This window comes from Streptomyces sp. MS19 (assembly GCF_047200595.1).
GTDB lineage: Bacteria > Actinomycetota > Actinomycetes > Streptomycetales > Streptomycetaceae > Streptomyces.
Map to the genome: position 1 here is coordinate 1 of NZ_JBJZOH010000060.1, position 21,642 is coordinate 21,642.

General features: G+C 72.3%; 20 protein-coding genes and 1 tRNA gene. 19 read left to right on the top strand and 2 right to left on the bottom strand.

What is annotated here, in order from left to right; all coding sequences use genetic code 11:
* Positions 1-133: 133 nt before the first annotated feature.
* Positions 134-547 carry an SsgA family sporulation/cell division regulator gene (locus ACL02R_RS28665; protein WP_052850787.1) on the bottom strand — a complete coding sequence of 138 codons (414 nt, stop codon included), beginning with the start codon at positions 545-547 and terminating at the stop codon, positions 134-136.
* A gap of 159 nt (positions 548-706) precedes the next feature.
* Between ACL02R_RS28665 and ACL02R_RS28670 the strand changes: the two genes are divergently transcribed.
* The 4 genes from ACL02R_RS28670 (at position 707) to ACL02R_RS28685 (ending at position 4,139) form a co-directional block, all read left to right on the top strand.
* The gene (locus ACL02R_RS28670) at positions 707-1,180 is read left to right on the top strand and encodes an SRPBCC family protein (protein WP_412799880.1); all 474 of its coding nucleotides are present in this window, start codon (positions 707-709) and stop codon (positions 1,178-1,180) included.
* Positions 1,181-1,226: 46 nt separating this feature from the next.
* Positions 1,227-1,298: transfer RNA gene (locus tag ACL02R_RS28675), tRNA-Val, on the top strand.
* Between the two features lie 234 nt (positions 1,299-1,532).
* Complete coding sequence (gene thrS, locus ACL02R_RS28680) at positions 1,533-3,512, top strand: threonine--tRNA ligase (protein WP_412799881.1); 1,980 nt, start codon at positions 1,533-1,535, stop codon at positions 3,510-3,512.
* Positions 3,513-3,578: 66 nt separating this feature from the next.
* A complete protein-coding gene (locus ACL02R_RS28685) occupies positions 3,579-4,139 on the top strand; it encodes an HIT family protein (protein ID WP_412799882.1) in 561 nt (186 codons plus the stop codon).
* A gap of 39 nt (positions 4,140-4,178) precedes the next feature.
* On the opposite strand, the gene ACL02R_RS28690 is transcribed toward ACL02R_RS28685, so the two are convergent.
* Positions 4,179-5,849: a hypothetical protein gene (locus tag ACL02R_RS28690; RefSeq protein ID WP_412799883.1), complete on the bottom strand. Its 1,671-nt coding sequence runs from the start codon at positions 5,847-5,849 to the stop codon at positions 4,179-4,181.
* Positions 5,850-6,149: 300 nt separating this feature from the next.
* Here ACL02R_RS28690 and pgsA point away from each other — a divergent pair, with 300 nt between their 5' ends.
* The 15 genes from pgsA to ACL02R_RS28765 form a co-directional block, all read left to right on the top strand.
* Positions 6,150-6,821: a phosphatidylinositol phosphate synthase gene (gene pgsA, locus ACL02R_RS28695; RefSeq protein ID WP_412799884.1), complete on the top strand. Its 672-nt coding sequence runs from the start codon at positions 6,150-6,152 to the stop codon at positions 6,819-6,821.
* Positions 6,818-7,717 (top strand): phosphatidylinositol mannoside acyltransferase, encoded by a 900-nt coding sequence (locus tag ACL02R_RS28700; RefSeq protein WP_412799885.1) that lies wholly within the window; start codon positions 6,818-6,820, stop codon positions 7,715-7,717. Before pgsA ends, ACL02R_RS28700 begins: the two co-directional genes overlap by 4 nt.
* A 69-nt stretch (positions 7,718-7,786) precedes the next feature.
* A complete protein-coding gene (locus ACL02R_RS28705; RefSeq protein ID WP_412799886.1) occupies positions 7,787-8,947 on the top strand; it encodes a glycosyltransferase family 4 protein in 1,161 nt (386 codons plus the stop codon).
* A gap of 22 nt (positions 8,948-8,969) precedes the next feature.
* The gene (locus ACL02R_RS28710; protein WP_412799887.1) at positions 8,970-9,524 is read left to right on the top strand and encodes a hypothetical protein; all 555 of its coding nucleotides are present in this window, start codon (positions 8,970-8,972) and stop codon (positions 9,522-9,524) included.
* A gap of 246 nt (positions 9,525-9,770) precedes the next feature.
* Entirely contained in the window at positions 9,771-10,682 is a 912-nt protein-coding gene (pdxS, locus tag ACL02R_RS28715; protein WP_412799888.1) for a pyridoxal 5'-phosphate synthase lyase subunit PdxS, read from the top strand.
* A gap of 16 nt (positions 10,683-10,698) precedes the next feature.
* On the top strand, positions 10,699-11,331 hold the full coding sequence (pdxT, locus tag ACL02R_RS28720) for a pyridoxal 5'-phosphate synthase glutaminase subunit PdxT (protein WP_412799889.1): 633 nt from the start codon (positions 10,699-10,701) through the stop codon (positions 11,329-11,331).
* A 72-nt stretch (positions 11,332-11,403) separates the two neighbouring features.
* A complete protein-coding gene (locus tag ACL02R_RS28725) occupies positions 11,404-12,156 on the top strand; it encodes a YebC/PmpR family DNA-binding transcriptional regulator (protein ID WP_362967350.1) in 753 nt (250 codons plus the stop codon).
* Between the two features lie 141 nt (positions 12,157-12,297).
* Positions 12,298-12,849, top strand: a complete 552-nt coding sequence (gene ruvC / locus ACL02R_RS28730) for a crossover junction endodeoxyribonuclease RuvC (protein WP_412799890.1) — start codon at positions 12,298-12,300, stop codon at positions 12,847-12,849.
* Positions 12,846-13,466, top strand: coding sequence for a Holliday junction branch migration protein RuvA (gene ruvA, locus ACL02R_RS28735; RefSeq protein WP_412799891.1), 621 nt, complete (start codon positions 12,846-12,848; stop codon positions 13,464-13,466). Before ruvC ends, ruvA begins: the two co-directional genes overlap by 4 nt.
* 30 nt (positions 13,467-13,496) lie before the next feature.
* Entirely contained in the window at positions 13,497-14,564 is a 1,068-nt protein-coding gene (gene ruvB / locus ACL02R_RS28740) for a Holliday junction branch migration DNA helicase RuvB (protein WP_362967343.1), read from the top strand.
* A gap of 164 nt (positions 14,565-14,728) precedes the next feature.
* A complete protein-coding gene (gene yajC / locus ACL02R_RS28745) occupies positions 14,729-15,205 on the top strand; it encodes a preprotein translocase subunit YajC (protein WP_412799892.1) in 477 nt (158 codons plus the stop codon).
* 90 nt (positions 15,206-15,295) lie between these two features.
* Positions 15,296-17,206, top strand: a complete 1,911-nt coding sequence (gene secD / locus ACL02R_RS28750) for a protein translocase subunit SecD (RefSeq protein WP_412799893.1) — start codon at positions 15,296-15,298, stop codon at positions 17,204-17,206.
* A gap of 1 nt (position 17,207) precedes the next feature.
* Positions 17,208-18,410 carry a protein translocase subunit SecF gene (secF, locus tag ACL02R_RS28755; RefSeq protein ID WP_412799894.1) on the top strand — a complete coding sequence of 401 codons (1,203 nt, stop codon included), beginning with the start codon at positions 17,208-17,210 and terminating at the stop codon, positions 18,408-18,410.
* Positions 18,407-19,000 (top strand): adenine phosphoribosyltransferase, encoded by a 594-nt coding sequence (locus tag ACL02R_RS28760; protein ID WP_412799895.1) that lies wholly within the window; start codon positions 18,407-18,409, stop codon positions 18,998-19,000. Before secF ends, ACL02R_RS28760 begins: the two co-directional genes overlap by 4 nt.
* A 215-nt stretch (positions 19,001-19,215) precedes the next feature.
* The coding region (locus tag ACL02R_RS28765; RefSeq protein ID WP_412799896.1) for a RelA/SpoT family protein at positions 19,216-21,642 on the top strand (2,427 nt) is incomplete at its 3' end.

The following is a 21,642-nucleotide window of genomic DNA, read 5'->3' on the forward strand; positions in this document are numbered from 1 at the left end:
GCCCCCCTGGTCCGCTGCGGGGCACCGCAAAGCGCGGCGCCGCCGCGGAGGATTCCGCAGCGGCGCCGCGCCGTGTCGTCGCCGGCCCCACGCCGTCGCCCCGAGTCAGACGGCGTGGGGAACCGGCGGGTCCTTAACTCTCCGCGAGGATGTGCGAGAGTTCCGAATCGAGGTCGAAGTGGCGGTGTTCCGTGCCGGGCGGGACAGCGGCGTCCGTCCGCTTCAGGAACGATTCCAGTGCTCGGGCCGGGGCCTCCAGCAGTGCCTCGCCCTCCGGCGAGCTGAGGGCGATGCAGACGACGCCCTGGCCGTGGCTCCTGGAGGGCCACACCCGGACGTCTCCCGTGCCGGTGGGCCGGTGCAGCCCCTCGGCCAGGAGATCGCGGGCGAAAACCCATTCGACGGTTTCTTCGGCTCCGGTGTGAAACGTCGCATGTACGGCGTAGGGGTCCGCCGTGTCATACCGCAGCCCCGCGGGTACAGGTAGTGAGGACTCGCTCGATACGACGAGGCGCAGGTGCAGCTCGCAGCTGACCGTGGTGTTCATAAGCGCCAGGGCCTTTCGCTCAGTGTGCGCTCGGGGATTCGCACGTCGGCCAAATCGACATGCCACGTACCCGTCGGTTGTAAACACCTACGCCCTCATTGCGCCGGATAATCTCATTCCAATGGGCGAATAGAGATAAGCGATATAGCAGGAGACGACTTGAAGGGACGCGCGTCCGCCGCCCGCTATCGGTTCACCGCCGGCTGGTCGCTCCCCGCTCCGCCGGCCGCCGTGTTCCGCGTGCTCGCGGAGCCGGGGGGCTACCCGCGGTGGTGGCGCGAGGTGCGGGAGGTGACGCCCACGGGTCCCGACAGCGGGCGCTGCCGCTTCCGCTCGGTCCTGCCCGTAGCGCTGCGCGTCACCGTGCGGGCGGTCCGCCGCGACGCGGCGGCGGGCGTTCTGCTGGTCGAGCTGGGCGGCCACCTCGACGGCTGGCTGAGCTGGACCGTCACCGGCGACGGGAACGGGGGCGCGTCCGTGCGCATCGAGCAGGACACCGCCCTGCTGCACCCCCTCCTGCGCCGCTTCCCCCGGCCCGCACGCCCCGTGTTCCGCGCCAACCACGCGGTGATGATGAGGTCGGGGGAGCGGGGCCTGCGCGCCTGGCTGCGGACGCATTTGGACGACGGGTGACCTGCCCTGTATGGTTCTTCCCGTGCCGCAAGGCGCAAGCCCACAGGGGCGATTAGCTCAGCGGGAGAGCGCTTCGTTCACACCGAAGAGGTCACTGGTTCGATCCCAGTATCGCCCACATGTGCGAGGTGGCCCGTTCTTCACCGAGAAGGTGAGGAACGGGCCACTTTCTCTTTGTCTTCCTTTGTCCGCCGCTCCCGTCCCCCTCCCTCCGCACGCCCGCGCGCGGCCCGGCGCCCGGCCCTCCGGGGCCGCCGTCCGACCGCTTCGCCCGCGAGGGCGCCCGCTCGGTACGATGCGGAACTGCGCGGCCCCACGCCGCGCCCCGCCAGCCATGAGTCAGGAGAGACCGGTGTCAGACGTCCGTGTGGTCATCCAGCGCGATTCCGAGCGGGAAGAACGCGTGGTGACCACGGGCACCACGGCCGCCGCGCTCTTCGAGGGCGACCGCTCCGTCGTCGCCGTCCGCACCGGTGACCGGCTCCGCGACCTCGCCTGGGAGCCCGCCGACGGTGACGTCGTCGAGCCCGTCGCCATCGACTCCCCGGACGGACTGGACATCCTGCGGCACTCGACCGCCCATGTGATGGCCCAGGCCGTCCAGGAGCTGTTCCCCGAGGCCAAGCTGGGCATCGGCCCGCCCATCAAGGACGGCTTCTACTACGACTTCGACGTCGCCGAGCCGTTCACCCCCGAGGACCTCGGGCGCATCGAGAAGCGCATGCAGCAGATCCAGAAGCAGGGCCAGCGCTTCGCCCGCCGCGTCGTCACCGACGACGAGGCGCGCGCCGAACTCGCGGGCGAGCCTTACAAGCTGGAGCTGATCGGCCTCAAGGGCGCCGCCGCCGACGCGGCGGACGGGGCGGGCGCCGAGGTCGGCGCGGGCGAGCTGACCGTCTACGACAACGTGGACGCCAAGACCGGCGAGCTGTGCTGGAAGGACCTGTGCCGGGGCCCGCACCTGCCCAGCACCCGGCTGATCCCGGCGTTCAAGCTGATGCGCAGCGCCGCCGCCTACTGGCGCGGCAGCGAGCGCAACCCGCAGCTCCAGCGCATCTACGGCACCGCGTGGCCGTCGCGGGACGAGCTCAAGGCCCATCTCGCGTTCCTCGCCGAGGCCGAGAAGCGCGACCACCGCAGGCTCGGCACCGAGCTGGACCTCTTCTCGATCCCCGAGGAGCTCGGCTCGGGGCTCGCCGTCTTCCACCCCAAGGGCGGCACGGTCCGCCGGGTCATGGAGGACTACTCGCGCCGCCGGCACGAGGAATCCGGCTACGAATTCGTCAACACCCCGCATATCAGCAAGCGGAAGCTCTTCGAAATCTCCGGGCATCTGCCGAACTACGCGGAATCCATGTTCCCGCCCATGGAATTCGAAGGCCAGGATTATTATCTCAAGGCCATGAACTGCCCGATGCACAATCTGATCTTCCGGGCACGCGGCCGCTCCTACCGTGAATTGCCGCTGCGGCTGTTCGAGTTCGGCACCGTCTACCGGTACGAGAAGTCGGGCGTCGTCCACGGCCTGACCCGCACCCGCGGCTTCACCCAGGACGACTCCCACATCTACGCCACCAAGGAGCAGATGCCGGACGAGCTGGACGCCCTGCTCACCTTCGTCCTGAACCTGCTGCGCGACTACGGCCTCAACGACTTCTACCTCGAACTGTCCACCCGGGGCGACTCGGAGAAGTTCATCGGCGAGCCCGAGGAGTGGGCCGAGGCCACCGAGGCGCTGCGCCAGGCGGCCGGAAAGCAGGGCCTGGAACTCGTCCTCGACCCCGGCGGCGCCGCCTACTACGGGCCGAAGATCTCCGTGCAGGCCAGGGACGCGATCGGCCGTACCTGGCAGATGTCCACCATCCAGGTGGACTTCCAGCAGCCCAAGCGCTTCGGCCTGGAGTACACCGCCGCGGACGGCTCCCGGCAGACGCCGGTGATGATCCACCGGGCGCTGTTCGGCTCGATCGAGCGCTTCTTCGCCGTCCTGCTGGAGCACTACGCGGGCGTCTTCCCGCCGTGGCTCGCGCCGGTGCAGGCGGTCGGCATCCCGATCGGCGACGGGCACGTGTCCTACCTGGAGGAGTTCGCCGCCGAGGCGAAGGCCGCCGGGCTGCGCGTCGAGGTCGACAGCTCGTCCGACCGCATGCAGAAGAAGATCAGGAACGCGCAGAAGGCCAAGATCCCCTTCATGGTCATCGCGGGCGACGACGACATCGCCCAGGGCGCGGTCAGCTTCCGCTACCGCGACGGCTCCCAGAAGAACGGCATCCCGCGCGCCGACGCGCTCCGCGAGATCGCCGAGGCCGTCGGCACCCGCGCCCAGGTCTGAGCGCCACCGGGCCCGGGGCCGTGTCCGCCGTCCCGGGCGCCGGTCCGCACGCCGCCCGCACGCCATATGCTGGCCGCCATGAGCAGCGAGCCGGAGCAGCAGATCGGAGTCGGGACGCCGGACGCGTTCCAACGCCTGTGGACCCCTCACCGGATGGCCTACATCCAGGGCGAGGGCCGGCCGACGGGGCCCGGCGCCGACGACGGCTGCCCGTTCTGCTCGATCCCCGGCAAGAGTGACGAGGACGGGCTGATCGCGGCGCGCGGCGAGAGCGTCTACGCCGTCCTCAACCTCTACCCGTACAACGGCGGGCACCTCCTCGTGGTGCCCTACCGGCACGTCGCCGACTACACCGACCTCACCGGCCCCGAGACCGCCGAGCTGGCCGAGATGACGAAGCGCGCCATGACCGCGATCCGCGTCGCCTCGGGGGCCCACGGCTTCAACATCGGCATCAACCAGGGCGTGGCGGCCGGGGCGGGCATCGCACCCCACCTGCACCAGCACGTCGTGCCGCGGTGGGGCGGTGACGCGAACTTCATGCCGGTCGTCGGCCACACCCGCGTGCTGCCCCAACTGCTCGCCGACACGCGGCGGATGCTCGCCGCGGCCTGGCCGTCGGCCTGATCCCCTGCCGCTCCGGCCGCGCGCGGCCGGAGCGCGGGGTCACATGTTGTACTCGTCCGCCTGGCGCGGCTCCGCCGCCTCCACCTGGCCGCTGAGCGCCTGCGAGCGGCTGTCGAACGGGGCGATCTCCACGCCGTTCTCCGCCAGCACCTTTATCGCCGCCGCGTGCGCCACGCGCAGGACCGGCGTCGCCGTGCGCAGCACGTCGTCCACCATGAAGCGGTGCCGCCACGGCTTCTCCGCCCAGGTGTGCCGCAGGCCGAACGGCTCCGGCAGGCTGATCGTCCCGCCCCACTTGTCCAGCCGGTCGGGGAACCACGTCAGCGGCGCCCGCGCCGCCAGCCGCACCACCTCGCGCGGCTTCACCAGCGGCAGGTTCTGCTTGCGCTTCTTCCACGGCCGCAGCGGATCGCGGAACTCGCGGGTCGGCGTGTCCGGGCCCTTCCTGAACCAGCCGTGCAGCGGCCCCAGCGCGTGCCCGGTCACCTCGATGCGCAGCGTGTGGTGCAGCACGGTCACACTGATCATCATCGTGATGATCAGCTCGCCGTCCCAGAGGATGAACTGCGCGCCGACGTAGTGCCGGTCGCCCTTGTCGTACTGCTGCTCGTTGCAGATCCGCTGGACCTCGACGTTGCTGAAGCTGAACCCGTCGGCCGCGGGACCGTCCGGGCGCGACACCTCGCCCGCGCCCTCGCCCACATGCCGCACGACCCAGTGCACTATCGACGGCGGCGTGAACCCACCCGTGTGCAGCGGCCCGCGTTCCAGCATCCTGAGCTGGTCGCCGATCGCCCGCGCCACGTCCCAGCTGCGGAACGGGTCGATCTCCCGGCCGGAATCCTTCGGCCGCAGCTCCTCCGCCAGCTGCCAGCTGCCCCAGCGCACGCCCATGCCCAGTATCCCCTTGGGCCCGGCGTAGTGGACCATGTTGCTGGCCTGCTCCGCCCTGAGCTTCGCGAGGCCGACGCGCAGCCGCTCGGCCTCGGCGTCGTTCGGGTTGCGCGGCACCGCCTCGGGGATACGGGCGCCCGCCCCGCCGCCGCCGAGCAGCGCCGACCAGTGGGCCCGCAGGTTCTTGGCCGTCCGCTCGCAGACCTCCCGCGCCAGGAACCAGCCGAGCACGGGCGCGGGCAGCATGGCCCACACGTACAGCTGCACGACGCCGTCCGCCGGGATGGCCAGCACCGCGAGCACGGCGACCCCGGCGAGCAGGAACAGCAGCAGCGTGCCCAGCGCGCCCGCGCGGCGGCCCTGCGACCCGGCGAACGTCCGCCGCAGCTGGAACAGCCCCAGCCAGAACAGCACACCCGGCAGGAACAGCACGCCGAACGCCACCATGATCGCCGTCAGCTGCCGGTCGCGCTGCTTGCGGATGCGCTTCGAGTTGAGCGCGTGCTCGACCACCGTCTGCGGATCGACGCCGAACGACTGGACGAGCGGCTTGCGGCCGTCCGCCAGCATCCGCTTCTCCACGGCACGGGCGAACGCCTCGCCCAGGTTCGGCTCCAGCAGCGAGAACCGCCCGGTCTTCACCTCGGCCGCCTCGTTCGGCGTCCTGATCTCCTCGGGCGGAGTGTCCCGGTACGCCACGGACGCGATGGCGTTCGCCACGCCCGTCAGCCCGCTGCTCGCCCCGGACAGGGGCACCTGGGCGCCGGGCGCGAAATCGAACTCGACTCCCGTCCCGCCGCCGTCCAGACCCGCCATGGGCACCCCCAGCTCTCGACCGCCGCCGAACACCGGCCGCTGACAGGGCAGTTCCCCTCGGCCGGGCGCGGCACACACCTGAACGGCCGCAAGCCTAGCGGCGCGCGGCCCGCGCCACCCGGCCCGCGGACCATCTCCGGCCAACTTCCCGCCCCCGCCGCCCCCGCCCTCCCCGCCTGCCTCCCGGCCCACGTCCCCGCCCCGCCCACGGGCGCCGCACGGGCCCGGCGGCGGCGTGACTACGATGGGCCCTTCCGGTGGCCGTCCGACCGCGCGGCCGCTCCGACCCCTGGGAAGGACATGCTCAACAAGTACGCGCGTGCCTTTTTCACGCGTGTCCTCACGCCATTCGCCGCCCTGCTGATCCGCCTGCGCGTGACTCCCGACATGGTCACCCTGACAGGAACGGCCGGAGTGATGGCGGGCGCGCTGGCCTTTTTCCCCAGGGGCGAGTTCTTCTGGGGCACGGTCGTCATCACGCTGTTCGTCTTCTCGGACCTCGTGGACGGCAACATGGCGCGCCAGATCGGCACGTCCAGCCGCTGGGGCGCGTTCCTCGACTCCACGCTCGACCGGGTCGCGGACGCCGCGATCTTCTCCGGCATCGCGCTGTGGTACGCGGGCCGGGGCGACAACGAGATGCTGTGCGCCGTCACCCTCTTCTGCCTCGCCAGCGGCCAGGTCGTCTCCTACACCAAGGCGCGCGGCGAGAGCATCGGCATGCCGGTGAAGGTCAACGGCCTGGTGGAACGCGCCGAGCGCCTCGTCATCACCCTCGTCCTCGCGGGCTTCGCCGGCTGGGAGCGCACGTTCGACGTGCCGCACATCGGCGTCCTCCTGCCGATCGCGCTGTGGGTCGTCGCGGCGGGCAGCCTGGTCACCCTCGTCCAGCGCATGGTCACCGTGCGCCGGGAGGCCGCCGAGGCGGACGCGGCGGAGGCGGACGCGGCGAGGGGGCACGGCACCGCATGAGGGAACGCCTCTCGGACGCCCTCTACGGCCTCGGCTGGAGCGCCGTCAAACGCCTCCCGGAACCCGCCGCCATGGCCCTCGGCCGCCGCATCGCCGACACCGCGTGGCGCCGCCGGGGCAAGGGCGTCCTGCGGCTGGAGTCGAACCTCACCCGCGTCGTCCCCGACGCAGGGCCCCGGCGCCTGCGGGAGCTGTCCCGGGCCGGGATGCGCAGCTACCTGCGCTACTGGATCGAGTCCTTCCGGCTGCCCGTCTACGGCGCCGACCGGATAAGGACCGCCTTCGCGCCCGCCGACGCGCACCTGCTCACCGACGGGCTCGCCTCCGGGCGCGGCGTCGTCCTCGCCCTCCCGCACATGGGCAACTGGGACCTCGCCGGCGCCTGGGTCGTCACCGCGCTCGGCACGCCGTTCGCGACCGTGCAGGAGCGCCTGAAGCCCGAGTCGCTGTTCGACCGCTTCGTCGCCTACCGCGAGGGCCTCGGCATGCAGGTGCTGCCGCACACCGGCGGCGCCTCGTTCGGCACCCTCGCGCGGCGGCTGCGGGCGGGCGGCCTCGTCTGCCTCGTCGCCGACCGCGACCTGACCCGCTCCGGCGTCGAGGTCAGCTTCTTCGGCGACACCGCCAGGATGCCCGCCGGGCCCGCGCTGCTCGCTCAGCAGACCGGCGCGCTGCTCCTGCCGGTGAGCCTGTGGTACGACGACTCACCGGTCATGCAGGGGCGCGTCCACCCGCCCGTCCCCGTGCCCGACACTGGTACGCGTGCGGAGAAGACCGCCGTCATGACGCAGGCCCTTGCGGACACCTTCGCCGGAGCCATCGCCGCGCACCCCGAGGACTGGCACATGCTCCAGCGGATGTGGCCGGGCGACATCCCGCCGCGTGCCGGAGCATGAGCCGGGGGCGGCGGGCGCAGCGGATGGACCGGACGGTGCGGGTGAGACGCGGGTGAGAAGGAGCACGGCATGAGGATCGGCATCGTCTGCCCGTACTCCTGGGACGTCCCGGGCGGCGTGCAGTTCCACGTCAGGGACCTGGCGGAGCACCTGATCAGACTCGGTCACACGGTCTCCGTCCTCGCGCCCGCCGACGACGACACGCCCCTGCCGCCGTACGCCGTGTGCGCCGGACGCGCCGTGCCCGTCCCGTACAACGGGTCCGTCGCGCGGCTCAACTTCGGCTTCCTCTCCGCCGCGCGTGTCCGCCGCTGGGTGCACGAGGGTGACTTCGACGTCCTCCACGTCCACGAGCCCGCCACACCGTCCCTCGCCCTGCTGACCTGCTGGGCGGCGCGCGGCCCCATCGTCGCCACCTTCCACACGTCCAACCCGCGCTCCCGCGCCATGATCGCCGCCTACCCCATCCTCCAGCCCGCGCTGGAGAAGATCAGCGCCCGCATCGCCGTCAGCGAGTACGCCCGCCGCACGCTGGTCGAGCACCTCGGCGGCGACGCCGTCGTCATCCCGAACGGCGTGGACGTCGGCTTCTTCGCCCGCGCCGAGCCCAGGCCGGAGTGGCAGGGCGACACCATCGGCTTCATCGGCCGCATCGACGAGCCGCGCAAGGGCCTGCCCGTCCTGATGCGCGCCCTGCCCCGCATCCTCGCCGGGCGGCCCGGGGCCAGGCTCCTCGTGGCGGGCCGGGGCGACACGGAGGAGGCCGTCGCCGGGCTCCCGCGCGAGATGCGGGACCGCGTCGAGTTCCTCGGCATGATCAGCGACGAGGACAAGGCGCGGCTGCTGCGCAGCGTCGACCTGTACGTGGCGCCCAACACGGGCGGTGAGAGCTTCGGCATCATCCTGGTCGAGGCGATGTCGGCGGGCGCGCCCGTGCTGGCCAGCGACCTGGACGCCTTCGCGCAGGTGCTCGACGGCGGCGGCGCGGGGGAGCTGTTTCCCAACGAGGACGCCGACGCGCTCGCCGCGGCGGCCGTGCGTCTCCTGGGGGCGCCCGACCGGCTCGCCGAGCTGCGTGAACGCGGCAGCGCGCACGTCCGCCGCTTCGACTGGGCCACGGTCGGCGCCGACATCCTCGCCGTCTACGAGACGGTGGCGGCCGGGGCCGGCGCCGTCGCGCCCGACGACAGGACGGGCCTGCTGGGGAGGCTCGGCTTCGCCCGCGACTGACCTGGCACTAGGGTGACCCGGCGTGACCACCGTCATCTGGATCGCCGTCGCGCTCGTCCTCTTCGCGGGCTACCTCAGCTGGACCGCCGGCCGGCTCGACCGCCTGCACGCCCGCATGGACGCCGCCCGCGCCGCCCTCGACGCCCAGCTGCTGCGCCGCGCGTCCATCGCCCAGGAAGTCGCGACCGCCGGCATCTTCGACCCCGCCGCCTCGATGGTCCTCTACCAGGCCGCGCACGGCGCCAGACTCGCTCCCGAGGAGCAGCGCGAGGTCGCCGAGAACGAACTCAGCCAGGCCCTGCGCGCCGTGCTCGCGGACACCACGCAGCTGCGCGTCGTACGGGACGCGCCCGGCGGCGACGACACCGCCGACGAACTGGCCGCCGCCGTCCGCCGCGTCCCCATGGCACGCCGCTTCCACAACGACGCGGTGCGCGCCGCGCGGGCCCTGCGGCGGCACCGGATGGTCCGGTGGTTCCGGCTGGCGGGTCACGCGCCGTTCCCCATGGCGTTCGAGATGGACGACGAGCCGCCGCCCGTCCTGGTCGAGTACGCGGCCGGGCGCGTCGGTCCCTGACCGGGAGCGGTCCACCTGGGGACGATTGGCCCTTTCCCCGGGAGCCACCGCGCGGTTTCCTGGACGTGTGGCATGAGCCGTCCGCCGTTTCGCGCCCCTCTCCGGGCCCCGCGGGACGGCATCCGAACGGGCTTACGATGGAGTGACCGTCCCGTCACGTTCGCGGCCGTCCGTCCCGTTCGCACCGCCGCGCCCCTGCCCGGAACGCCGCCCGTACCACCGACACCGCCGAGTGAGGTCGAATCCGTGAGCACGTCCCCCAGCACTCCCCGTACCCCCGAGACCGGCACCGCCCGCGTCAAGCGCGGCATGGCCGAGCAGCTCAAGGGCGGGGTGATCATGGATGTCGTCACGCCCGAGCAGGCCAGGATCGCCGAGGACGCGGGCGCCGTCGCCGTCATGGCGCTGGAGCGCGTACCGGCCGACATCCGCAAGGACGGCGGCGTGGCCCGCATGTCCGACCCCGACATGATCGACGGCATCATCGAGGCCGTCTCCATCCCCGTGATGGCCAAGTCCCGCATCGGTCACCTCGTCGAGGCCCAGGTCCTCCAGGCGCTCGGCGTCGACTACATCGACGAGTCCGAGGTCCTCACCCCGGCCGACGAGGTCAACCACACCGACAAGTGGGCCTTCACCACGCCGTTCGTCTGCGGCGCCACCAACCTCGGCGAGGCCCTGCGCCGCATCGCCGAGGGCGCCGCGATGATCCGCTCCAAGGGCGAGGCCGGCACCGGCAACGTCGTCGAGGCCGTCCGCCACATGCGCCAGATCAAGGGCGACATCGGCCGCCTGCGCGCGCTCGACAACAACGAGCTGTTCGCCGCCGCCAAGGAGCTGCGCGCCCCGTACGAGCTGGTCCGCGAGGTCGCCGAGCTGGGCAAGCTGCCCGTCGTCCTCTTCTCCGCGGGCGGCGTGGCCACCCCCGCCGACGCCGCGCTGATGCGCCAGCTCGGTGCCGAGGGCGTCTTCGTCGGCTCCGGCATCTTCAAGTCGGGCGACCCGGCCAGGCGCGCCGCCGCCATCGTGAAGGCCACGACGTTCTTCGACGACCCGAAGGTGATCGCCGACGTCTCGCGCGGCCTCGGCGAGGCCATGGTCGGCATCAACATCGACGTCCTGCCCGAGGGTGAGCGCTACGCCACCCGCGGCTGGTGAGGGGAACCCCGCGCACGTGACCGAGCCCGCCACCGCCACGACCGCCGCCAGCCCCGTCGTCGGCGTCCTCGCACTCCAGGGGGACGTCCGCGAGCATCTCGCCGCCCTGGCCGCCGCCGGGGCCGAGCCCCGGCAGGTCCGCAGGCCCGACGAACTCGCCGCCGTGGACGCCCTGGTGATCCCCGGCGGCGAGTCCACCACGATCTCCAAGCTCGCCGCCGCCTTCGGCCTCCTCGAACCGCTGCGCGAGCGCGTACGGGCCGGGATGCCCGTCTACGGCTCCTGCGCCGGGATGATCATGCTCGCTGACAAGATCCTCGACCCGCGGTCGGGCCAGGAGACCGTCGGCGGCATCGACATGATCGTGCGGCGCAACGCCTTCGGGCGGCAGAACGAGTCGTTCGAGGCCGCGGTGGAGGTGGCGGGCGTGCCGGGCGGGCCGGTCGAGGGCGTCTTCATCCGGGCGCCCTGGGTCGAGTCCACCGGCGCCGCGGCCGAGGTGCTCGCCGAGCACGAGGGCCACCCCGTGGCCGTGCGGCAGGGGAACCTGCTCGCCACCGCGTTCCACCCCGAACTGACCGGCGACCACCGTGTGCACCGGCTGTTCGTCGGGATGGCAGGACGCGCGGCGGGCGCCGACGGTGCGTGACCCGCGGTAGCGGGCTGCCGGTAGGATCACCACGTTGGTTGAAGTTCTCGGTGACATCGAAGGAGCAGCGCTGTGTCCGGCCACTCCAAGTGGGCAACCACCAAGCACAAGAAGGCCGTGATCGATGCCAAGCGCGGCAAGCTGTTCGCAAAGCTGATCAAGAACATCGAGGTCGCGGCCCGCACCGGCGGCGGTGACCCGGACGGCAACCCCACCCTCTACGACGCCATCCAGAAGGCCAAGCGGAGCTCCGTCCCGAACACGAACATCGACCGCGCCGTCAAGCGCGGCGCGGGCCTTGAGGCCGGCGGGGCCGACTACCAGGCGATCACGTACGAGGGCTACGGCCCCAACGGCGTCGCGGTCCTCGTCGAGTGCCTCACCGACAACCGCAACCGCGCCGCGTCCGACGTCCGGGTCGCCATGACCCGCAACGGCGGCTCGATGGCCGACCCCGGCTCGGTGTCGTACCTCTTCAACCGCAAGGGCGTCGTCCTCGTCCCGAAGAACGGCCTTGCCGAGGACGACGTGCTCGGCGCCGTGCTCGACGCGGGCGCCGAGGAGGTCAACGACCTGGGCGACTCGTTCGAGGTCGTCAGCGAGGCGGGCGACCTGGTCGCCGTGCGCACCGCGCTTCAGGAGGCCGGGATCGACTACGACTCGGCCGAGGCGAGCTTCGTCCCCACCATGCAGGTCGAGCTGGACGAGGACGGCGCGCGCAAGATCTTCCGCCTGATCGACGCCCTGGAGGACAGCGACGACGTGCAGAACGTCTTCGCCAACTTCGACGTCACCGACGAGATCATGGCCAAGGTCGAGGCCTGACCCACTCCCGCCGCGGCGCCGGTCACGCGCCGCTGCCCGGCGTTGTCAGTGCCGGCCGGTAGCCTGCCGGGCAGACCGGCCGGAGGGGCCGGACCTGCCGGTCACGACCTGGCCGGAACGGGCGAACGAGGGAGGCCGTCGGTGCGCGTGCTCGGCGTCGATCCAGGACTGACCCGCTGCGGCATCGGCGTCGTCGACGGCCTCGCGGGCCGCCGGCTGAGCATGGTCGGCGTGGGCGTCGTGCGCACCCCGGCCGACCTCGACACCGCCAGGCGGCTCGTCCTCGTCGAGCGCGGCATGGAGGAGTGGCTGGACACCCACCGGCCCGAAGCGGTCGCCGTGGAGCGGGTGTTCAGCCAGCACAACGTCCGTACCGTCATGGGCACCGCGCAGGCGAGCGCCGTCGCGATGCTCTGCGCGGCCCGGCGCGGCCTGCCCGTCGCCCTCCACACCCCCAGCGAGGTCAAGGCCGCCGTCACCGGCTCCGGCCGCGCCGACAAGGACCAGGTGGGCGCGATGGTCACCCGCCTGCTGCGGCTCGACGCGCCCCCCAGGCCCGCCGACGCGGCCGACGCCCTCGCCCTCGCCATCTGCCACCTGTGGCGGGCACCGGCGGCCTCCCGCCTCCAACAGGCCCACGCCGCCGCCCGCCGCGCCACGGCCCCCGCTCGGAAGGGCACCCTCCCGTCATGATCGCCTTCGTCTCAGGACCGGTCGCCGCCCTGGCCCCCGACACCGCCGTGGTGGAGGTCGGCGGCATCGGCGTCGCCGTGCACTGCACCCCCGGCACCCTCGCCGGACTCCGCGCGGGCGAACAGGCCAGACTCGCCACCTCCCTCGTCGTCCGCGAGGACTCGCTCACCCTCTACGGCTTCGCCGACGAGGACGAACGACAGGTCTTCGAACTCCTTCAGACCGCCAGCGGCGTCGGTCCCCGGCTCGCCCAGGCCATGCTCGCCGTCCACAGCCCCGACGCACTGCGCCGCGCCGTCGCCGCCGGGGACGAGAAGGCGCTCACCGCCGTCCCCGGCATCGGCAAGAAGGGCGCCCAGAAACTCCTGCTCGACCTCAAGGACCGGCTCGGCGCCCCGGTCGGCACCCACCCGGCCGGTCTGCCCGCCCAGGCCCCGGCGGGCTGGCGCGACCAGCTGCTCGACGCGCTCGTCGGCCTCGGCTACGCCCAGCGCGAAGCCGACCGGGCCGTCACCGCCGTCACCCCCGACGCCGAGGCCGTCACGGCGGCGGGCGGCCAGCCCTCCGTCCCGGTGCTGCTGCGCGCCGCCCTCCAGACCCTCAACCGCGCCCGCTGACCCGCACACCCACCCCAGGAGGCGATCCCCGTGACCCGGGACGAGTACGCGACCGAGGACGAGGACCGTCTCGTCCGGTCGGCGGCGGACGGGGACGACCTCGCCGTCGAGGCGGCCCTGCGCCCCCGGGACCTCGGCGAGTTCATCGGCCAGGGCCGGGTGCGCGAGCAGCTCGACCTGGTCCTGCGCGCCGCGCGCGCCCGGGGCGCCACCGCCGACCACGTCCTTCTCTCCGGGGCGCCGGGGCTCGGCAAGACGACGCTCTCCATGATCATCGCGGCCGAGATGAACGCGCCCATCCGCATCACCTCGGGCCCGGCCATCCAGCACGCCGGGGACCTGGCCTCGATCCTCTCCTCGCTCACCGAGGGCGAGGTCCTCTTCCTCGACGAGATCCACCGCATGTCGCGTCCCGCCGAGGAAATGCTCTACATGGCGATGGAGGACTTCCGGGTCGACGTGGTCGTCGGCAAGGGCCCGGGGGCCACGGCCATTCCGCTGGAACTGCCGCCGTTCACCCTCGTCGGGGCCACGACCAGGGCGGGACTTCTGCCGCCCCCGCTGCGCGACAGGTTCGGTTTCACCGGACACATGGAGTTCTACGACACCGCGGAACTCGAACGCGTCATCCACCGCTCCGCGGGGCTCCTGGACGTACGGATCACCGAGGGCGGCGCCGCCGAGATCGCGGGCCGCTCCCGCGGCACCCCCCGCATCGCCAACCGGCTGCTGCGCCGTGTCCGCGACTACGCCCAGGTCAGGGCGGACGGCGTGATCACCGAGGACGCCGCCACCCGCGCCCTCGCGGTCTACGAGGTGGACGAACGCGGCCTCGACCGCCTCGACCGCGCCGTGCTGCACGCCCTGCTGCACCTCTTCGGCGGCGGGCCCGTGGGCCTGTCCACGCTGTCCGTCGCGGTCGGCGAGGAGCGTGAGACAGTGGAAGAGGTCGCCGAGCCGTTCCTCGTCCGCGAGGGACTGCTGGCCCGCACCCCCAGGGGACGGGTCGCCACTCCGGCGGCCTGGCGGCACATGGGCCTGGAACCACCGGTTCCCGGCGGCGGGAACGGCGGACAAGAAGGATTGTTCGGACCGTGACACCGTCGGATTTCGCCGTACCGGAACTCGGATAGCATCCTGGACGTTGTTCCGGCGGCGAAGCCTCGCCTAGACTCCGCCGATGCCATCCACTGCACAGGACGGCATGCCCACCCCCCATAGCCGGACCGCGTCAGCGGCCATGCGAAGGAAATTCCTGCATCGTGGATATCGCGATTTTGTTCCCCCTCATTATGATCGTCGGCGTCATCTTCATGATGCAGCGCGGCACGAAAGCCCGGCAGCGCCAGTTCACGGAGATGCGGAACGCGATGGAGCCCGGCGCCGGTGTCCGCACGGCCGGCGGTCTGTACGCGCAGATCAAGGAGGTCCGCGAGGACACGCTGCTCCTGGAGATCACCCCCGGCGTGCACGCCGTCTACGCCAAGGGGTCCGTCGCCGCCGTGCTCGACGCGGAGGAGTACGAGCGCATCGTCAACGACGAGCCGGCCTACGACGCCGACGACGCCCCCCTCGTCCCCGACGACGCCTCCTCGCTGACCGAGGACTCCGCGGACACCGCCGACACCGCCGACACGGCCCCCGCCGCCGGCGACGGGCCGGTGGACCTCGGCAAGTCCGAGACCGAGGAGACGGCCGCCCGCACGGACGACGACAGCGAGCACGGACCCAAGTCCTGACGACGACGGCACGGTCCGTTCGTCAGTCACCCCGCTGAGCCGCGCGGCGATCCCCCTGGCGCGGTCGTTGGACAGAGAGAAGACGACAAGGTGGCGACACCGAAGAAGGGCGTCAGGCCCTCCTCATCGAGGAAAAGGGGCTCTGCCTCCCGTGGTGCCCACGGGCACCCGGGCAGGTCCCTGCTGTTCGTGCTCCTGGCGATCGCGGCGCTCACCGGGGGGATGTTCCTCTCCGGTCACACCACGCCGCGCCTGGGCATCGACCTCGCCGGCGGCACGAGCATCACGCTCGAAGCCCGCTCCGACGACGGTGACGAAGCGATCAACTCGACCAACATGAACACCGCCGTCAACATCATCGAGCGCCGGGTCAACGGCCTCGGTGTCTCGGAGGCGGAGGTCCAGACCCAGGGCGATCGCAACATCATCGTCAACATCCCCAAGGGCGCGGACGAGCAGCAGGCGAGGGAGCAGGTCGGCACCACGGCGCAGCTCGGCTTCCGGCCGGTCCTGACCGCCGTCCCCGCCCAGGCGATGCCGGACGGCGGCGAGTCCCCGGCGCCCGAGGAGGGCTCGGAGGACCCGGCCGAGGAGCCGTCGGGCGACCCGTCCGCCGACACCCCTTCCGACGACCCGTCCGCCGAGACCGGTGACGAGGACGCCACCGACGAGGGTGCCGCGGACGAGGACGGCGCGAGTGACGGGGAGTCGCCCGACGCCCAGGGCATGCCGGCTCCAGGCGGCGCCACCACCGCCGACACCGCGAGCTTCGCGTCCTACCGCACCGACGAGGGCGACACCGAGGCCCCCGCCGCCGACGAGACGCCCGCCGAGGACGCCCCGGCCGACGGCGCGACCGAGGACGGCGACGCCGCGGCGGCCGCGGCGGCCGATCTCCAGGCCCAGCTCGACGCGCTCGACTGCTCCACCCCCGAGGCCAGGCTCGACGCCGACCGCACGGCCGCCGCCGCCGACGACGCCGACACCGTCATCACCTGCGACTCCGAAGGCCAGTGGAAGTACGCCCTCGGCCCGGTCGCCGTCCCCGGCACCGACATCGAGGACTCAAGCGCCGTCTTCGACACCCAGCGCGGCCAGGGCTGGATCGTGCAGATGGAGTTCACCGACGCGGGCGCCGACAAGTTCGGTGACGTCACCGGCCAGCTCGCGAGCCAGCCGCAGCCACAGAACCAGTTCGCGATCGTGCTCGACGGCGAGGTCGTCTCCGCGCCCAGCGTCTCCACGCGCCTCGGCGGCGGAAGCGCCGAGATCTCCGGCAGCTTCACGCAGGAGTCCGCCGAGGACCTGTCCAACATGCTCCGCTACGGTGCCCTGCCGCTCAGCTTCGACGAGGCCAGTGTCTCCACCGTCTCCCCGACGCTCGGCGGCGAACAGCTGCGCGCCGGTCTGATCGCCGGCGCCATCGGCCTCGCGCTGGTCGTGCTGTACATGCTGGTCTACTACCGCGGCCTCGCCCTGATCGCCCTCGCGAGCCTCGCGGTCTCCAGCATCTTCACCTACACGATCATGGCCCTGCTCGGCCCGGCCATCGGCTTCGCGCTGAACCTCCCCGCCGTCTGCGGCGCCATCGTCGCCATCGGCATCACGGCGGACTCGTTCATCGTCTACTTCGAACGGATCAGGGACGAGGTCCGTGAGGGACGCACGCTGCGGCCCGCCGTCGAACGGGCCTGGCCCCGCGCCCGGCGCACCATCCTCGTCTCCGACTTCGTGTCGTTCCTCGCCGCCGCGGTCCTGTTCGTGGTCACGGTCGGCAAGGTGCAGGGCTTCGCGTTCACGCTCGGCCTGACGACGGCGCTCGACGTCGCGGTGGTCTTCCTCTTCACGAAGCCGCTGATGACGCTCCTGGCCCGCCGGAAGTTCTTCTCCTCGGGCCACTCGTGGTCCGGTCTCGACCCGAAGCGGCTCGGCGCCAGGCCGCCCCTGCGCCGCACCGGCCGGCGTCCCGCCCCCGTCCCGTCCGACCCGAAGGAGGCGTGAGATGTCACGACTCGGAGCGTTCGGTGCCAGGCTCTACCGAGGCGAGGTCGGCGTCGACTTCGTCGGCCACCGGAAGGTCTGGTACCTCGTCTCGGTCGCCATCACCGTTCTCGCCTTCGGCGCCCTGCTGCTGCGGGGCCTCACCATGGGCGTCGAGTTCGAGGGCGGCGCGGTCTTCACCACCCCGCCGACCTCCGTCTCCGAGGAGGAGGCGCGGACCGTCGCCGAGGAGACCGCGGGCCACGAGGCGCTCGTGCAGACCCTCGGCGACGACGGGGCGATGCGCATCCAGGTCAGCGGCCTGGACACCGACCAGTCGAACGCGACCCGCGAAGCCCTCGCCGAGCGGCTCGACATCCCGGTGGACGACCTCAACGCCGAGGTGATCGGCCCCAGCTGGGGTGACCAGATCGCCAACAAGGCGTGGCAGGGCCTCGGCATCTTCATGGTCCTGGTGGTGATCTACCTCGCCATCGCCTTCGAGTGGCGCATGGCCGTCGCCGCCCTGATCGCCCTGATCCACGACATCACGATCACCGTGGGCGTCTACGCGCTCGTCGGCTTCGAGGTCACCCCCGGCACGGTCATCGGCCTGCTGACGATCCTCGGTTACTCGCTCTACGACACCGTCGTCGTCTTCGACGGCCTCAAGGAGCAGACGAGGAACTTCACGCGGCAGACCCGCTTCACCTACGCCGAGCTGGCCAACCGCAGCCTCAACGGTACGCTGGTGCGCTCCATCAACACCTCCGTGGTCGCCCTGCTGCCGGTCGGCGCGCTGCTGTTCATCGGCGGCGGCCTCCTCGGCGGCGGCATGCTGAACGACATCGCGCTGTCGCTGTTCGTCGGCCTCACGGCCGGTGCGTACTCGTCCATCGTCATCGCCACGCCGCTGGTCTCCGACCTGAAGTCACGCGAGCCCCAGATCCGGGCGCAGGACCGCCGCGTCCTGAGCCGCCGTGCCAAGCGCGGCGACGGCCCCGACGACGGCCCCGACGACGACCGCGCCGACGAGCCGGCCGACGCCGACGCGGAGGACGCCGACTCCGGGACCTCCGACGTGCCGGCCCCGGCCGACGCCGAGGAGTACGAGCCGGAGCACGCCGGAGCAGGCGCGGGAGCCCCGCGTGCGCCGCGCGCCCCCCGCAGGCAGCCGCCCGCCCGTAACCGCGGCCGCGGCCGTCCCTCGGGGAAGCGCCGATGACCGGCACGGAACCACGGTCCGCCCCGTCCCCGTCCCCGTCCCAGGTCGCCGGGGACGGGCTGGCCGACCTGCTCGGCAGCCGCATCCGGGACGTCCAGGACCACCCGAAGCCGGGCATCGTCTTCAAGGACATCACCCCGCTGCTCGCCGACCCCGTCGCGCTCACGGCGCTCACCGACGCGCTCGCCGCGTTCGGCACCGCCCACGGCGCCACCAAGGTCGTCGGCCTGGAGGCACGCGGCTTCATCCTCGGCGCGCCGGTCGCGGTCCGCGCCGGGCTCGGCTTCGTCCCCGTCCGCAAGGCCGGGAAGCTGCCGGGCGCCACGCTGTCCCAGTCGTACGAGCTGGAGTACGGCACCGCCGAGGTGGAGATCCACGCCGAGGACCTCACGCCGCAGGACCGCGTCCTCATCGTGGACGACGTCCTGGCCACCGGCGGCACCGCCGAGGCGGCCATCCAGCTGATCCGGCGCACCGGCGCCGGGATCGCCGGACTGGCCGTCCTCATGGAGCTGAGCTTCCTCCCGGGCCGCGCCCGGATCGAGCCGGCCCTCGACGGGGCGCCCTACCAGGCGCTGCTCACCGTCTGACAGCGCACCGCCACCCGCGGACACCGGCCCGGACCCCCGCTCCCCGCGGGCGGTCCGGGCCGAACGTGTACGTGAGCGGGAGGGTTCGCCGCGGGCTCGTTACCATGGCAGTCCGATCGTTTTCCGGCCGGACTCTCCCACGGCCGCCGCGGCCCCGGAGGACCGCTCCCTCTCCGGCCGCCCATGGCGGGGAGGGGCCTCGCAAAGGAGTGCCCTTGCCTGACGACGCCAAGCCGCTGACCTCGACGCAGCGGAAGACCGCGAAGCCGCCGGTGTCCCTGCGCAGGGACGGCGGTGACGGCCGCCCCCAGCCGCCCGCCCCGCCGTCCAGCCCGACCGTCTCCGGCGTCTCCGGCCGTTCCGGCTCGTCCAACCGCGTACGGGCCCGCCTCGCCCGGCTCGGCGTCCAGCGCTCCAGCCCGTACAACCCCGTCCTCGAACCGCTGCTGCGGGTCGTGCGCGCGGGCGACCCCAAGGCCGACACCGCCGTCCTGCGGCAGATCGAGCGGGCCTACCAGGTCGCGGAGCGGTGGCACCGCGGCCAGAAGCGCAAGAGCGGCGACCCGTACATCACGCACCCCCTCGCCGTCACGACCATCCTGGCCGAGCTGGGCATGGACCCGGCCACCCTGATGGCGGGCCTGCTCCACGACACGGTCGAGGACACCGAGTACGGCCTCGACACCCTGCGCCGCGACTTCGGCGACCAGGTGGCGCTGCTGGTGGACGGCGTCACGAAGCTGGACAAGGTCAAGTTCGGCGAGGCCGCGCAGGCGGAGACCGTCCGCAAGATGGTCGTCGCCATGGCCAAGGACCCCCGCGTCCTGGTGATCAAGCTCGCGGACCGGCTCCACAACATGCGCACCATGCGCTTCCTCAAGCGGGAGAAGCAGGAGCAGAAGGCGCGCGAGACGCTGGAGATCTACGCCCCGCTGGCCCACCGCCTGGGCATGAACACCATCAAGTGGGAGCTGGAGGACCTAGCCTTCGCCATCCTCTACCCGAAGATGTACGACGAGATCGTCCGCCTGGTCGCCGAGCGCGCCCCGAAGCGCGACGAGTACCTGGCGACGGTCATCGACGAGGTGCAGGCCGACCTGCGGGGCGCCAGGATCAAGGCCACGGTCACCGGCCGTCCGAAGCACTACTACAGCGTGTACCAGAAGATGATCGTCCGCGGTCGTGACTTCGCGGAGATCTACGACCTGGTGGGCATCCGCGTCCTGGTGGACACCGTCCGCGACTGCTACGCGGCGCTCGGCACGGTGCACGCGCGGTGGAACCCGGTGCCGGGCCGCTTCAAGGACTACATCGCGATGCCCAAGTTCAACATGTACCAGTCGCTGCACACGACGGTCATAGGGCCCGGCGGCAAGCCCGTGGAGTTGCAGATCCGCACGTTCGACATGCACCGGCGCGCGGAGTTCGGCATCGCGGCGCACTGGAAGTACAAGCAGCAGGCCGTCGCCGGCTCCTCCAAGGTCCGCTCGGACACGCCGCGCAAGGGCGAGAAGCGCAACGGCAACGCGGTCGACGACATGACGTGGCTGCGGCAGCTCCTGGACTGGCAGAAGGAGACGGAGGACCCGGGCGAGTTCCTGGAGTCGCTGCGCTTCGACCTGTCGCGCAACGAGGTCTTCGTCTTCACCCCGAAGGGCGATGTCATCGCGCTGCCCGCGGGGGCGACCCCGGTGGACTACGCGTACGCCGTCCACACCGAGGTCGGGCACCGGACCATAGGGGCCAAGGTCAACGGGCGCCTGGTCCCGCTGGAGTCCACGCTGGACAACGGCGACACCGTCGAGATCTTCACCTCGAAGGCGGACGGCGCCGGCCCCTCCCGGGACTGGCTCGGCTTCGTCAAGTCGCCCCGCGCCAGGAACAAGATCCGCGGCTGGTTCTCCAAGGAACGGCGCGACGAGGCGATCGAGCAGGGCAAGGACGCCATCGCCCGCGCCGTGCGCAAGCAGAACCTGCCGTTCCAGCACGTCCTCAGCGGCGACGCGCTCGTCACCCTGGCCCACGAGATGCGCTACCCCGACATCTCCTCGCTCTACGCGGCCATCGGCGAGGGCCATGTCTCCGCGCCCAACGTCGTGCGGAAGCTGCTCCAGGCGGTCGGCGGCGAGGAGGCGGCCAACGAGGACGTCGCCGAGTCCGCGCCGCCGGTGCCGGCCCGTACCAGGCGGCGCAGCACGGCCGACCCGGGCGTGGTGGTCAAGGGCGTGGACGACGTCTGGGTCAAGCTGGCGCGCTGCTGCACGCCGGTCCCCGGCGACCCGATCATCGGCTTCGTCACGCGCGGCAGCGGCGTCTCCGTGCACCGCGCGGACTGCCTCAACGTGGACGAGCTGTCCCGCGAGCCGGAACGCATCCTGGACGTCGAGTGGGCGCCCACCCAGTCGTCGGTCTTCCTGGTCGCCATCCAGGTGGAGGCGCTGGACCGCTCCCGGCTGCTGTCGGACGTCACCCGCGTCCTGTCGGACCAGCACGTGAACATCCTGTCCGCCGCCGTCCAGACGTCGCGGGACCGGGTGGCCACCTCGCGGTTCACGTTCGAGATGGGCGACCCCAAGCACCTGGGGCACGTCCTGAAGGCGGTGCGCGGCGTGGAGGGCGTGTACGACGTCTACCGCGTCACC

Coding starts and splice junctions, on each gene's coding strand:
- ACL02R_RS28665 (WP_052850787.1), bottom strand. CDS start 547: ATGAACACCACGGTCAGCTGCGAGCTGCACCTGCGCCTCGTCGTATCG.
- ACL02R_RS28685 (WP_412799882.1), top strand. CDS start 3,579: ATGCTGGCCGCCATGAGCAGCGAGCCGGAGCAGCAGATCGGAGTCGGG.
- ACL02R_RS28690 (WP_412799883.1), bottom strand. CDS start 5,849: ATGGCGGGTCTGGACGGCGGCGGGACGGGAGTCGAGTTCGATTTCGCG.
- pgsA (WP_412799884.1), top strand. CDS start 6,150: ATGCTCAACAAGTACGCGCGTGCCTTTTTCACGCGTGTCCTCACGCCA.
- ACL02R_RS28700 (WP_412799885.1), top strand. CDS start 6,818: ATGAGGGAACGCCTCTCGGACGCCCTCTACGGCCTCGGCTGGAGCGCC.
- ACL02R_RS28705 (WP_412799886.1), top strand. CDS start 7,787: ATGAGGATCGGCATCGTCTGCCCGTACTCCTGGGACGTCCCGGGCGGC.
- ruvA (WP_412799891.1), top strand. CDS start 12,846: ATGATCGCCTTCGTCTCAGGACCGGTCGCCGCCCTGGCCCCCGACACC.
- secF (WP_412799894.1), top strand. CDS start 17,208: ATGTCACGACTCGGAGCGTTCGGTGCCAGGCTCTACCGAGGCGAGGTC.
- ACL02R_RS28760 (WP_412799895.1), top strand. CDS start 18,407: ATGACCGGCACGGAACCACGGTCCGCCCCGTCCCCGTCCCCGTCCCAG.